11 protein-coding genes are annotated in these 14775 nt (G+C 45.3%); 1 reads left to right on the forward strand and 10 read right to left on the reverse strand.

Features of this window, described 5'->3' with window-relative positions; genetic code table 11:
- Positions 1 to 14: 14 nt before the first annotated feature.
- The 10 genes from MHB56_RS07950 to MHB56_RS07995 form a co-directional block, all read right to left on the reverse strand.
- Positions 15 to 2747 carry a glycoside hydrolase family 9 protein gene (locus tag MHB56_RS07950; RefSeq protein ID WP_341143453.1) on the reverse strand — a complete coding sequence of 911 codons (2733 nt, stop codon included), beginning with the start codon at positions 2745 to 2747 and terminating at the stop codon, positions 15 to 17.
- Positions 2748 to 3039: 292 nt separating this feature from the next.
- Positions 3040 to 4890 carry an oligopeptide ABC transporter substrate-binding protein gene (locus tag MHB56_RS07955; RefSeq protein WP_341143454.1) on the reverse strand — a complete coding sequence of 617 codons (1851 nt, stop codon included), beginning with the start codon at positions 4888 to 4890 and terminating at the stop codon, positions 3040 to 3042.
- A gap of 19 nt (positions 4891 to 4909) precedes the next feature.
- Complete coding sequence (locus tag MHB56_RS07960; protein WP_076129671.1) at positions 4910 to 5815, reverse strand: ABC transporter permease; 906 nt, start codon at positions 5813 to 5815, stop codon at positions 4910 to 4912.
- A 27-nt stretch (positions 5816 to 5842) separates the two neighbouring features.
- Complete coding sequence (gene opp4B, locus MHB56_RS07965) at positions 5843 to 6805, reverse strand: oligopeptide ABC transporter permease (protein WP_036677612.1); 963 nt, start codon at positions 6803 to 6805, stop codon at positions 5843 to 5845.
- 4 nt (positions 6806 to 6809) lie between these two features.
- Complete coding sequence (locus tag MHB56_RS07970; RefSeq protein WP_036677615.1) at positions 6810 to 7745, reverse strand: ABC transporter ATP-binding protein; 936 nt, start codon at positions 7743 to 7745, stop codon at positions 6810 to 6812.
- Positions 7732 to 8748: an ABC transporter ATP-binding protein gene (locus MHB56_RS07975; protein WP_076129669.1), complete on the reverse strand. Its 1017-nt coding sequence runs from the start codon at positions 8746 to 8748 to the stop codon at positions 7732 to 7734. The genes MHB56_RS07970 and MHB56_RS07975 overlap by 14 nt, the downstream gene beginning before the upstream one ends.
- A 379-nt stretch (positions 8749 to 9127) precedes the next feature.
- A complete protein-coding gene (locus MHB56_RS07980; protein WP_076129668.1) occupies positions 9128 to 10432 on the reverse strand; it encodes a replication-associated recombination protein A in 1305 nt (434 codons plus the stop codon).
- Positions 10433 to 10727: 295 nt separating this feature from the next.
- Positions 10728 to 11009, reverse strand: a complete 282-nt coding sequence (locus tag MHB56_RS07985; protein WP_076129667.1) for a CD3324 family protein — start codon at positions 11007 to 11009, stop codon at positions 10728 to 10730.
- A gap of 391 nt (positions 11010 to 11400) precedes the next feature.
- Positions 11401 to 13584 carry a HelD family protein gene (locus MHB56_RS07990; protein ID WP_341143455.1) on the reverse strand — a complete coding sequence of 728 codons (2184 nt, stop codon included), beginning with the start codon at positions 13582 to 13584 and terminating at the stop codon, positions 11401 to 11403.
- Positions 13585 to 13630: 46 nt separating this feature from the next.
- Complete coding sequence (locus MHB56_RS07995) at positions 13631 to 14233, reverse strand: hypothetical protein (RefSeq protein ID WP_341143456.1); 603 nt, start codon at positions 14231 to 14233, stop codon at positions 13631 to 13633.
- Positions 14234 to 14339: 106 nt separating this feature from the next.
- Here MHB56_RS07995 and MHB56_RS08000 point away from each other — a divergent pair, with 106 nt between their 5' ends.
- Complete coding sequence (locus MHB56_RS08000; protein ID WP_076303074.1) at positions 14340 to 14765, forward strand: hypothetical protein; 426 nt, start codon at positions 14340 to 14342, stop codon at positions 14763 to 14765.
- Positions 14766 to 14775: the final 10 nt, after the last annotated feature.

A 14775-nucleotide genomic window follows, 5' to 3' on the forward strand; every position in this document is an offset into this window, starting at 1 on the left:
TCTCTTGGATATATTTATGGTTCTAAGCCCCATACAAGTGTTTCACCTTGATAAAGTGTAACCTTATTCCAATCGGCAAATGTCTGCTGAACCGCGCTGTAGGAATAATCATCCGTTTCATTATAAGCCGTCCAGTCCGTCTTATTGGTGCGAGCCTGAATCTCGCCGCTATCTCCACCAGGCGCTATACTTCCAGCCCCTGCACCAAAAGAAATCTCCAGATAATAATCCGCGCCCGTACTGGCGGGATTCAGCTTAACAAAACTGCCGCTTAAATTACCACTGCCCACTACAGCATAATCACAATGAAACTGTTGTGGTTTATCCCCATCCACAGTGAAATAATAACGCAGCTTCAAGCCGCTAAGTGCCACAGACTCGGTTCCTGTATTCATAATTCGGAACTGAGGGCGCAGCTGTCCATCACTGGCATTCGTATCATTCGTACGATATTGCACCTTCAAATTTCCCGTTGTGGGCTGTGTCGGTTCTTGGGGTTTAGCACTAACCTGTATAGATGGCAAGCTCTCCCCTACACTATTCGTGGCAGTGATCACATAATAATAAGTGGTTCCGTTCACCCGTCCACTATCCATGTAATCCGTTCCCGTGACATTCTCAAGCACCGTATACGGGCCTCCACTCACTTCACTGCGTTTAACGGTATATTCACTGACCCCGCTAATCGCATTCCAAGTCAAATGGACCGTTCCATTACCTGCTACAGCCTGAACATTAGTCGGACGTGCAGGGACTTGAGGTTCTCCAGGTTGTCCGCCACCCGCTGGAAGTTCTCCATACATGTGTACACCTGCATCAAACACCGGAATGTTCGCTGTTTTTACAGGAGTTACTCCTTGAGCTGCCACCCCTTGGAATGAAAAATCATTAGCATTATTCCAGAAGTTAGTGTTCAGCGGAGCTGCAATTCGGAATTGAATCTCCTTACGATGAGCAGATTGTCCACCCGGATAAATCAAAGTACCTGTAAAATCAACCTTAGTATAGTAGATATGGTTAGCTGCATCGTAAGGCTGAAGTGCAGACACCGTTCCACCCTGATTGTAGCCTCCCGCTGTAACCGTAATATCCTCAGGACCATAACCAGCCGCTATCGCTTCACTAAGATCCACATAATAGTTAAAAGACATCTCTTTACTGGCCCTTGCCGGCCAGCCCGTACGGTTATTCAGCAATGCTCGAATCTCTACGAAATTGCTGCCACTAGCATTCACAGAGGCTTCGACAAACATCTCATCTTCACGTGTCTCTGCAGGTGGAAATTGTGCAAGCGGCTGTTGCCCTTGTCCATGCAGCAGCACCATTTTTGCAATAGCTCCTGTAAAAGCTGCATTGTAATCGGTTGCAACTTCATTCGAGACATAATCGTTAATGGAGTCGGTGTAGCTGTCTGTTTTGGACGGGCCTCCAACTAGCGCTCCGTACAAGACATGGCGATGATTTACCGGAACGCTCTGACTATCATTCCATGATCCATGTGAGGTTCGATGATGGGGATGCTGAGGAGAATTGTTACCAAAACCGATAACATAACTGCTGTTTCGTGGATTGTCACCAAGCATATACGTAATTTGTCTCTCCGCGAAAGAGCGCGCCGTATCTTTCTTCACCGGATCGCTCACCCAGTCTGAGTAAACGAAGGCCATAAAAGCCTGATTGGCTGCATAACGCAATGCGCCCCATTGATCCAGATGGGCTAGTCCGCCAGGTGTATAGGCAACACGGTCACTTGTTCCACCCACTCCAGTCGTCCAATACTGCATATTCCGTTCAGTGGATTGAATGAACTTGGTCTGCCCGGTGATTCGTGCCAACAGTAATTGAGCGCCATAATGCTTGTCGTCCCAAGACTGTGTCCACTGATACCCCCAGTTTCCAGCCTGATTCGTTCCCCATTGATCGCTTGCTGCAATAGCCTTATTGAGATACTGCTGATCGTTAGTCGCCAAATACAACCAGACAGCCCCCCAGCTCAATTCATCCGCGTAACCGCTCCAAGAATTATAATATTGTTTGACGTCGGTAATGCTGTCGGAATAGGAGCCGCGATAAGTGTCTGCAAAATTGTAAAGCTGTTTAGCATGCAGCAGCAGCTTGTCCGCGTATACGGCATCCGTATCCCTGAAAATAATGGATGCTGAAGCTAACGCTGCAGCTGTTTCTCCGGCAAGATCTGATCCGGGATGAGTGGCATCAATTTTGTAGGAAGGTCTCTGCATCTGCATGACTTCTGCGGGTCCCCACCAATTATGATCGGTTGTTCCGTTACCAACTTGTCCCCACAGCTCGTTAGGAGCGGTATGAGCTTTCACAAAATAATCGGTTGCCCAGCGAATATTGTCTAAAATTTCCTCCAGCTGCCCAGACCCCTCATATCCTTGCTTGTACTCATAAACCGACCACGCCAGCATCGTTGTAGAATAAGCCATAGGCAAACCGAATTTAACGTGATCACCGGCATCGTACCAACCACCAGTCAGATCATGTCCCACATCCGTCCCGTCCAAAAGACCGGAATCGCCCCGCCATTCCACCCGATTGTTATCTGGCAATTCACCAGACCGCTGGGTTTCGTAGAAATAAATAGATTTTTGTAGAACCTCCGCATAGTTGTAGTCTCCGGCCGCTGCCTCTGCTATCGCCGGTTGAAATGCAGCATTTGAACAAAATGTAAGCGTAAACAACAAACTGAACACCAGTCCTTGTTTCCTATACCTCTTGATCATTTCTACTGCCCCTCTCTTCAGTGAATGCCACAAGAAAGATTACACCTCAGTCCCGTAACACCTCCCTCACTTGAATCAGGTACCCGTCATTGCGATCATCCACTCACCTCACTCTAAGAGCTATATTTAAGCGAAAGTTTCGCTCTCACCCAAAATATACCATATCTTTCATTAAAACACTATATTTTTACAGTAAATAATGCACAAAATATAGGATTTATTGTTAATTTGATGAAAAATAAAAAACAGCAGCTCAGGATCTCTCCTTGAACTGCTGTTCATTAATCCCCTCTTACTGAGCTACCGCAGCTTTATCTGCAGAAACCGCAATGTCGTTATAATAGATTCCAACTCCATCACTAACAGCCCAATAATTCAGGACGCGGTTATTAACCGGCACTATTACAGCACGATAAAGTGTTGGGAATACTGGAATCTCGTCAACCATAAATTGTTGCCACTCTTTATAGATTTCTTTACGTTTGTCTACATCAAATGCAGCCTCGGAGATCCCTTCGGCGAGCAAACGATCGTTCTCTGCACTCGAGTAACGCGGGAAGTTATAGATTGCATCTTTGCCATACAGACCTGATGGGTCAACGTCAATCCCTACACCCCAAGCGCCTTGGTACACATCAACAGTAGGATCATCCTCACCATTTTGACCTATGCGATCATAGAAAGTATTAAACTCTACCATCTCCAAAGTTACATTCAGACCAATCGCTTTCCAGGATTGTACATAATATTGAGCCAACGGCTCAGCAATGTCTCCACCAGTCATCGAAATGAAATTAATCTTCAGCTCGCTGCCATCTGGATTCGTTCTAAATTCACCGTTTAGTTTGTAACCAGCGTCATCCAGGATCTTCTTAGCTGCTTCTGGATCATAAGCTACACCTGGATTGGAAGCATCATGGAATTCAGGATGGGAGGGTGGAATCAAGGTAGTCGCATTCCAACGCAGACCATTATAGAACTTTTTACCAACAGTATCATTGTCAACCGCTGCCCACATTGCTTTACGAAGATTCACATCCGCCATTTTAGCTTTAGGATCGGTAACAACCTCTTTTTTCGTTGCATCCCATTTACCAAGCTTAAAGCCTATATACGTATAAGCACGATCAACCGCACCCAGGAATTCAACGTTTGACATCTTTGCATTATCAGGGTATTGATCAATAGGGAAGGAATCCACCAAGTCAACTCCACCAGATTTCAGTTCTTGTACAATCGTTGTTGGGTTGATAACCTTCAAAATTACTTTATCCAGTTTAGGGGCTCCGCGCCAGTAATCTTCATTCTTAACAAATACTACAGACTCACCAGGAACGATACTCTCTACTTTAAAAGCTCCGAAGCCAATTGGCTTTTGGCGGACTTCAGGGGAAGAGGAGATTTTGGCAACATCCATGCCGCCAAAGATATGTTTGGCTAATGGATAAATCCATATGCTACCCGTTAACAAGGAAGGTGTAGATTGCTTATAAGTAATTTGCAGTTTCTTATCACCCAGCACTTTAATCCCGGATATGGTCTTGGCCTTACCGGAATGGTACTCATCCATGCCTTCAATATTAGTGAAGTCAGAACCGTAACGAGGACCATCATAAGCAGGATTACCAATAACTTCATGGGCGAACAACCAGTCTTCAGCTGTTACTGGTTTACCATCCTGCCAGTTTACATTGTCGCGAATCGTAAAGGTAAAGGTACGTCCATCTTCTGCAACTTCATAAGTAGCCGCACCATCATTAGTATAAACATAGTCTTTATCCCAAGTTAACAGACCTTCATCAAACCAGTTCAGAACTTGAGCATCTGGATCTCCAGAATAGAAGTTCCAGTTCAAAGTGCCTTCAAATGGACTATCGGAAACAAGTCCAAATGTAATTGTCCCTCCGTCAATAGCTTCACCTTGGTTAGTCTTAACGTTACTGAAATCTTTAATGTTATAAAGTCCGTCTTCTGCCTCAGGCGCGGCCGTTGCTTCTGCGGTTGCCGCGGGTGCGCTGGCATTAGGAGCTGCTGTTGATTCAGCCGCTTCGTTGTTGTTCTTGGAGCCGCAAGCCGCAAGAGCGAACAACATTACAAACATTAATGAAACTAGTAAAGCTTTTGAACGAATGGCTTTTCTCATTTAATCATTTCCTCCCTTATTATCCTTTTCTTTGTCTTGCGTCGGTCGCACGTTTAAGCGCTTGACCCACATTATTTATACTCAACATCAATACCAGGATCAGCAATGATGCGGGTAACCAGATCCACCATCTGAACTCAAGAGTCTGCGGATTTCTCGCATAGCTTACTAGAGTACCCAGACTGGGTGTACTTTCTGGAAAACCAAAACCTAGAAAGGATAGGCCTGATTCCAATCCAATATTAGCTGCCAGATTCAAGGTCATTGTTACGATAATGATTGAGCTTAAGTTCGGCAGAACTTGCGTAAACATAATTTTTAGATTGGAGGAGCCTAGGGTCTTAGATGCCTGAACATAATCCAATTCCTTCTCTTGTAATGTCTTGGAACGAATGAGCCTGGCAATCCCCATCCAAAGAAATGCTGTCATGATAAAGGAGAAGGTCAACGTATTGTATTTAGGAACTGCGCTGACAAAAGCTATAACAATCATTAGAAAAGGTAGAATCATGAAGAAATCCACAATACGCATCGCGACATTATCTACCGTTCCCCCAAAGTAACCTGAGACTAAACCTACCAGAATACCGATAATTCCCGTAAAAAATGTAACCATAAAGGCAATAGACATGGAATTTCGTGTTCCTATAATTAATTGACCGAATACATCCCGTCCTCCATAATCAGTCCCCAGCCAATGCACAGCCGAAGGCTTCTCATATAGGGCGAATAAGTCAACCGTGACAATTTCTTTCTGATCTAAAAATAAGGAGATCCCATATACAGCAGCAATAATTGTAAATAGGAAAATCAATGAGACCAGTGCCAGCTTATCCCGCACCATCTCCCGCCAAACAATTTTGAAGCCTGATGGACTTTTATCAGTTTCCTGCAGCAGAGCTATCTCTGCGCTCGTCTTTGCCATTTCATTCACCCCAAAGTGTTCATCTTCTTATTTAATCCGGATACGAGGATCTACGATACTTAAAATAATGTCTGATAACAACGCACCGACGATGGAAGCAACCCCATACAGAAGAACGAGGGCTGTTACCACGCTGAAATCCCGAATCGTTATCGAACTTAGAAACAGCAAACCCATTCCTGGATAGCTGAAAATCGTTTCAACGAACACCGTACCACCGATTAGCCCAGTGATCTCATATCCAAAAAATGCAGCGATCGGCAGCAAGGAGTTTCTCAAAATATGACGATTGTATACGCGTGACTCCGAAGCCCCTTTAGCTCTAGCAGTGAGAATGAAATCTTTTTGCTTCGTATCAATGATCTCATTTCTCAGATATTGTACGGTCCCAACCGTTGCAATTAGCGCCATAGATAGCGCAGGCAGAAGCAGATGATAGAATTTACTCCAGAAGTGACTTAGTGTACCTGGAACTTCCCCGGGACTGACACTGCCGCTGGTAGGAAACCAATGAAAATGAAATCCGAAAACCCATACCATTAAAAGTGCAAAAATAAACAACGGTGCAGCAAATCCAATATAGGTATAGCCAGTTATCAAGCGATCCAGCCACGAATCGTTATAACGTCCGCTGGTAATACCAAGCGGGATAGCAATAAGGTATGTAAGAATCAGCGTAACAATGGCCAGCCAAAGTGTATTCATCAGGCGTTGTCCGATTAGCTCTGAGACCGGCATTTTGAAACGGAAGGACTGGCCGAAATCGCCTTGTATCGCTTTAGTGATCCAATCCCAATACTGGATGTACCATGGATCATTTAGACCGAGCTTTTCTCTCATCGCATCAATAGCCGCCGGGTCAATATTCGGATCAAGCATTCCTGAAAGTGCGTCACCAGGCATCGCCTTCGCCATAAGAAAAACAAGAATACTTAATAGAACTACTTGAGGGATCATTATAAGAATTCTACGAACGATAATCTTCCACATATTCTCAACCTTTCTCAGGCAAGGCTACCAGATGAGTCTCGGAAATTGATTTTAATGGATAAGCCATGCCTTCTTCATCAAAATAATTCCGGTGCGCTTGTTCATATTCCTTGCTTACTGATTTTCTGAATTCCGTCTGCTTTTCTCTCTGTTTCGGATCAATATCAGGAATGGCGGCAATGAGTCGTTTGGTATAAATATGCTGAGGATTGTCAAAAATATCTTTAGCAGTCCCTTGCTCCACATGTCGTCCTTTATACATAATCCCTATGTGATCGCACATATGCCTGATGATCCCGAGATCATGACTGATAAATAGAAAAGTAAGATTCAGCTCTTTTTGAATGTCCTGCATGAAGTTAAGCACCTGTGCCTGTACTGAGACATCTAGCGCAGATACCGGCTCGTCAGCAATAATAAGTTTTGGCTTGAGTGCAATTGCTCTGGCAATTCCGATCCGCTGCCGCTGGCCGCCAGAAAATTCATGCGGATATTTCAGGATGTTCTCAGGACTTAAGCCTACTTGTAAAAGCAATTCCTGCACCCGGCGTTTTTCTTCCCCTGGAGACATTTTTTCGAAATTACGCAACGGTTCTGCAATAATATCGAGTACACGCTTCTTAGGATTTAAGGAAGAGTACGGATCCTGAAAGATCATCTGAATGTCTTTGCGGACATTTCTTTGCTTTCGTACACCCCTCAAGGCCAAATCTTGCCCTTCAAAAATCACGCTGCCGCTAGTAATAGAATTAAGACCTATAATCGCGCGACCCGTTGTCGTCTTTCCGGAACCAGATTCACCAACCAGACCATAGGTTTGCCCAGCTTCAATGGTAAAATTAACATTATCGACAGCCTTAACTACGCCAACTTCCCTTCGAAAAACACCGCCGTGGATCGGAAAATGTACTGCTAAATTTTTAACCTCAAGAAGTCCCATTGTGGATTGCCTCCTCGTTAGTATCAGGGAAATGGAAATTGTTATAACAGGTGCAGCGAACGAAATGTCCGGGTGCGACTTCATGCAGCTGTGGGTTCTCCTCATGCTCCGATTCAGGAATCCAAGGCGTCCGTGCCGAGAAACGGCAGCCCTTACGCGGAAGGTTTTGCAGTGGTGGAACAATCCCCTGAATCACATGCAACCTGGATTTTTCTTCTTTTGCCGTTGGAATGGAGTTTAATAAGGATCTCGTATATGGATGTTTCGGATTAGACGTCAACGTAAAAATATCTGCGATTTCGACGATTTGTCCGGCATACATCACCGCAACACGGTCAGCCATTTCGCTTACAACCCCTAAGTCATGAGTGATTAAGATAATGCCTGCTTCCATATCGTTTTTTAATTTTTTAATAAGTTCAAGGATTTGTAATTGGATAGTCACATCTAGTGCTGTGGTAGGCTCGTCGGCGATCAAAAGCTTGGGTCCATTGGCTATCGCAATGGCGATAACCACCCGCTGCCTCATGCCACCGGATAATTCGTGGGGGTACTGCTGATATGTATGCTCGGGACGGGAAATTCCAACCTTGGTCAAAAGATCAATGACCTTCTCTTTTCGCTGTTTCTTAGAAAGCTTGGAATCATGTAGGATAAGTACTTCTTCAATCTGTGAACCGATGATCATTAGCGGGTTTAAAGCGGATAAAGGATCTTGAAAAATCATAGACATTTCTTGGCCGCGCAGCTTGTTTAGTGCAGCAGGAGACATAGTAACGATGTCCTGGCCCTTGTATTTGATTTGTCCGTCAATTCTGGCTCTGGTATGCAGCCCCATAATGGAAAAGGCGAGCGCACTTTTTCCTGAACCAGATTCTCCAACGATAGCCAGAATTTCATTTTTGCGAACAGACAGGGTAACATCATCAACCGCAGCATAATAGTCGTCTGCAATTCTGAACGATGTCGACAAATTTTTGATTTCTAGTAGTTCTTCGCCCATATTCATCACCCTAACGACAAGGATTTCAAAATTAACACAATGAAAATATTATGTAAATTTTGATATAAATAGTGTTGATTTTCATGAAACATTTTGAAATAACCAATGTGATGATAATTAACACTGTTAAGAATACTACCAGTAGTTCAATCGGAAATAAAAATGAACATCTCGTAACTTTGTAGTTCATTTTAATTAACTTATGGTAAATTATCAATCTTTTCCTATAAAAAATTTTCAATCGATGTGATTAAAAGTAACGTAGGCAACAAAAAAACGGCTCTAGGCCGCCTTTTTTTGGGAATTATTTAGTTCGACTGAAAGTTAAAATCTTTGGCTTTCCAGCATGAAATTGGAAGGTATTACAGTCGCTAGCTGCTTACTGCTCCCGCCGAAGCTTTTGATTATGACGAATCTTAATCTCATTGCCTTGCTCAGTAGCTTGATAAAAAACACGCTGAGAAATCTCCTTAGGCAAATACTCTTGCTTCACATAATGCCCCGGAAAATTGTGCGGATATTGATATCCTTCATGCCCTAACGCAGTTGCACCTTTATAGTGCGTATCACGCAGATGCAGCGGTACCTCCGCTGATTTGATCTCATCCATACTTGCCATTGCATTGGAAATAGCCATAACCACAGCATTAGACTTCGGACTTTCCACTGCAAAAAGAATAGCTTGGGCAATGTTCAGCTTCGCCTCTGGCCAACCATTGTTTCGATACGCATCCAGCGCACTCACCGCTTGAACCATAGCTTGGGGATTAGCCAAGCCGATATCCTCACTGCTGGCTGCAATCAGGCGCCGAATAAAAGTCATAGGGTCCATTCCAAGCTTTTCTACCGCATACAGAAACCAAAACAACGCGGCGTCGCTGGAACCGCGAATACTTTTATGAAAAGCGGATAGCACATCATACTGCGTAGATTCATCAGCCTTCACAATGGGGCGCCGAATGGATTCTTCCGCCACCTCCAGCGTGATATGAACACTTCCATCAACTTGCGGCGCGGTAGTCAGGGCTGCCAGCTCCAGCGCATTTAGTGCCCGCCGGATGTCTCCATTAGCCATTGTTGCAATATGCAACAAAGCCTCCTCATCAACCTGAAGCTCCATAAATCCAAGACCTTTCTCTTTGTCCGCCAAGGCTCTGCGCATCGCGATCAAGCTGTGTTCACTCGTTAATGCCTCCAGCTGAAATAAGGTGGATCGGCTCATAAGCGCCCCATTAACATAATGGAACGGGTTCTCTGTAGTCGCTCCAATGAAGGTAATAGTCCCTTTTTCTACTGCTGGCAAAAGCGCATCCTGGCGTGAGCTATTAAATCGATGCACCTCGTCCAGGAACAGGATCGTCTTAGTGCCGTACAATGTTTGATTGTTCTGAGCTCGCTCAATAACCTCCCGTACATCCTTCACGGTAGCTTCCACCGCATTCAGACGTACGAACTCTCCTTGCGTGTGATGAGAAATAATATGCGCGAGTGTCGTCTTGCCGCATCCCGGGGGGCCATAGAGCAAAATCGAAGAGACTTGATCCGCCTCAATCGCTCTTCGCAGCAGCTTCCCCCGACCTATGATATGCTCTTGACCAATATATTCATCAAGATTCTCCGGTCTCATCCGGTCCGCAAGCAGCCGTCCGCCCCCGGTGTCCTCTCCGAAAGAAAATAAATCCATAACTCCACTTCCTTGCTATATTCTTGTAAAAGCTCAATGTAAATCCCTCTCTATCATACCATATCACAGGGAAGGATTAGGATGTCCTGCCGGTTCAAGGTAACAGTATCAGCATAGACTTATTTTACGCCAAAATAAAAAGAGCATGATCTCGTCTTAGAAAGGCGGGAGCCATGCTCTTTTTTCAAAATATAAGAAAGTATAGGTTTCACACTACACTTTATCCTTATGATTTCTCGCATAACGCTTACCGTCCTTCTAAGGACACCAGAGGCGTTTATGCTTGAATTGCAAGCTAGCAATTTACTGCCAGCCGCATTTTTGATATGATTTTACGAATGCTTTCTTCCGATAGATGGTACTTCTTCTGAAGTTCCGCTACGGAATCACCGCTTCGATGACAACTGAAAATTTCCTTGTTCCGGTTCGCTATTTCTTTCCTCGAACCGCTGTTCTCGCCCCATCGAACCCGCTCTTCCGTCTTCTTAGGGATGTAGAGCAGTTCACCTTGGATGTATCCCTGAAGCTCTTCGAGCAAGCCAGGGGGGAGCACATCCTTCCCATTTACATAACTCAACTTGCATTTCCTCCTTCAACAGGTGTGTCCCTATGCGTCGGTCAACTAAGTTTTTAGTTATAATCACGTCACCTGCCTCCTTTCTTCTCCTCATATTTGGAAAAATCCGTAATTTCATTATATAAAAACCTTTTGGTAGCGTCTACATTCGATTTCATAAATTAAGTTCTTATGGATAAGTGTGGTACTTCTTATGTTAGTAATAAGGAGGCCGTAAGGCCTCCTCGCTTTAAGCAGGTTTCCGTCTTAAACGGAAACCACCTCGTATACTGAAATCATTTCAATCAGCCTCCTTCCAGAAGTGTTCTTGCCCGGCCGGACACTTATTATTAAGCCATACCTATGGGGGAGTTACAAGACCAAGAACAGTTATAACCATTCTCCACCAGTCTTATTCTCCCTCAGAATCGCTTCCAGCCGCCGTTTGCACATAGGAAGGAACTTCCCCATTATGGAGCAGCCACAGCTCATGGAGAGCACGTGTACAGCCGACATACATCAGCTTCGCGTCCCAAGCCGTCGCTCCGTAATGGTCTTGATCGGCATCTGCTAAGATCACCGCATCGAACTCCAAACCTTTTGATAAATAGACAGGCAGCACCGATAACCCGCCCTGATATTGCGTCATACTGCCATCAATCAGATGAATATCTTCAAAATGCTGTGCCAGCTCCGCATATAGTTCTGCAGCCTCATGAAGATTTCTTGTTAGGACAGCCACCGTACGGTATTCCCTTCCTGACAGAGACTTCAGTGCAGAGGTTATTGTCCGCAAGCGAGCTTGCTCATCAGCCACCAGTTCCCCGGCATCCTCGCCATAGGCGATCATACGCACGGGATCTCCACTACGAAACACAGGAACAGCCAGCAATGAGCTCTCCACACCTGAAGATAGAATTCCATTAGCGAAGTCTATAATTTCCATAGTAGAACGATAGCTGCGTGTCAGCGCGTGATAAGCCGTGTTCTCAGGGGCAAACAACGTCTGCATCTCTTCCCACGCGTGTACGCCTTTATAGGCATGTATGCCCTGCGAGAGATCACCCAGGATCGTAAAGGAATGGCCTCGCACATATAAATCCAGAACGGCAATTTGGAAAGGTGAAAAATCCTGAGCCTCATCGATTACTACATGGTCAAAGCGAGTAACGCCCTCATCACCATTCAAAAGATAATGGATATACAGCAGCGGAGGTAAATCCTCTTCACGTATGATGCCTTTTTTCAGCTCTTTTGCCGTTTCCTTCAACACAGCTGCCGGAATTTCCTCTGGCGGTTCAACCGGCCAATCCTCAGGAAGTTTAGCTGCTCGGAAAATTTGCTTATAGATCGTTAATGGATCATATTTAGGCCATTTGGCACTATAAGCCTTCTCTCGCTGCGCGCCTTTTTTCTTGCGATCCTTCATAGCAGCAGCTGAAGGACTCTTCTTCAGTTCCATCTCAATCCAGCGATGAATCCGCGCCATTACCCGTTCCTTGCGCTTGGCTGGAGGATAGGGAGCATACTCCTCATTATGCCAGCGCAAAATCATAGAACGGCGTAGCACCGCACCCTCCCACGGGCTAAAATCACCCTCAGGTACAGAGCTGCTTTCCAATAGCTTGATGCTGGACTCTATGATTCCCATCAGCACCGTGGAACCCTTGAGGCGCCCCGGCGTCTCTTCTGTAATTACCGGCATGCCGCCAGGGGTTTCGAACCAGCGGTTCATCGTCTCTGTCGCATCCTGTTCCGGCAATTCCAGTCCTAGTACATTAGCCGCCCAATCCGGAAATGTACTTTGAGCAATATTACCTACCCCGAGCTCAGGCAATACGTCCGAGATGTAATCCAAAAACATCCGGTTTGGTGCAAAAATGATCATTTTTTCCGCAGAAACCTGATCCTTGTATTGATACAGCAGAAAAGCAAGCCTGTGCAGTGCAACGGTTGTTTTACCGCTTCCTGCCACGCCCTGAATGATTAGCGCTGTATTTTTGGCAGCACGGATAATCTTGTCCTGCTCCTCTTGAATGGTCGATACGATATCCCGTAGACGATTATCCTTGTTCTCCCCAAGTCGATAGACGAGAAACTCATCTGATACAATCGGTGCATCGCTTTCCCGATTGTACGTATCCGCGACCCGCTCCAGAATTTGCTTCCGAATCACCACGTTGCGTTTGAGGTATACCAGCCCCTCTATTAATCCCTCAGGAGCTTCATAGGAGGCTGGCTCGGTACCGCCGGTAAACGAATAAAACAGGCTTGCTACCGGTGCGCGCCAGTCGATGACTAGCGGACGGTCGCTTACCTGCTCGAGGTCTACGCCGATTTTGCCTATATAGAGTGCCTTCCGTTCATTCTCATCATTGCCTTGAAAATCAAGCCGTCCGAAATAAGGCTCCTGCCTAAGCTTGGCAAGATCTTTGCGCTTCTGATCACGGTTCGCTTCCAGCACCTGTTCCGTATAGTCATGTCCCGTGTACACTGGTGTCTGCTGGAGCTTCTCCAGCAAAGTGTCAATTTCAGTAAGCGCTTGATTCAGCCTGTCTTCTTCCTCTTGATAGGCACTTTGAAAGTTGTCTTCCAATTTCAGTTACCTCCTAAAAGTTTATCGAGCTTAAATTTTCATGCTCCTACGCCCATTTCTCACGCAAAAGGATACCCATTGTAGCACAATCAGCACTTAAATACCAAATCTTACAAATAATTTGACTAAACTTATAAGTTGTTCTCCAACCTAAAGCCCTTTGGTGCACCTTAGCATGCACAAGCGCCGAATGTTCGGGACAAACCAAAGGCTTTTTTGCCTTTGGTTTCAGCGTTCGCACACATTTAGCTCCGATCAGAGGCATTTTTGCCTTTGATTTCAGCGTTCGCTCACATTTGGCTCGCATCTGAGGCATTTTTGCCTTTGGTTTCGGCGTTCGCACACTTTTGGCTCCAATCAGAGGCATTTTTGCCTTTGGTTTCGACGTTCGCACACGTTTAGCTCGAATCTGAGGCATTTTTGCCTTTAATTTCAGCGTTCGCTCACATTTGGCTCGCATCAGAGGCATTTTTGCCTTTGGTTTCAGCGTTCGCACACATTTAGCTCCGATCAGAGGCTTTTTTGCCTTTGGTTTCGGCGTTCGCACACGTTCGGCTCGAATCAACGGCATTTTTGCCTCTGTTTTCGACGTTCGCACACGTTTAGCTCGAATCTGAGGCATTTTTGCCTTTGGTTTCGGCGTTCGCACGCATTTAGCTCCGATCAGAGGCTTTTTTGCCTTTGGTTTCGGCGTTCACACGCATTTAGCTCCGATCAGAGGCATTTTTGCCTTTGGTTTCGGCGTTCGCACACTTTTGGCTCCAATCAGAGGCATTTTTGCCTTTGGTTTCGACGTCCAGGCACATTTAGCTTCCATCTACGGTTTTTATACCTTTGTTTTCGTCGTCTACGCGCATTTAGCTCCAATCAACGGTATTTATCTCTCTGTTTTCGGCGCTTCCACGCATTTAGCCCCAATCAACGGTATTTATACCTTTGTTTTCGTCGTCTACGCGCATTTAGCCCCAATCAACGGTATTTATACCTTTGTTTTCTACGTCTACGCACATTTAGCCCCATTCATCGGTATTTATCCCTTAGATTTCGTCGTCTACACGCATTTAGCTCCAGTCAACGGTATTTATCCCTTTCTTTTCGACGTCTACGCACATTTGGCTCCAATCAGCGGCACAACGGCATTTACCTCTTTAATTTCAACGCTGGCTAATAGAGCTGATTAGTGTGCAACAG

It is taken from the genome of Paenibacillus sp. FSL H8-0315, assembly GCF_038005365.1.
Classification (GTDB): Bacteria; Bacillota; Bacilli; order Paenibacillales; family Paenibacillaceae; genus Paenibacillus_AQ; species Paenibacillus_AQ odorifer.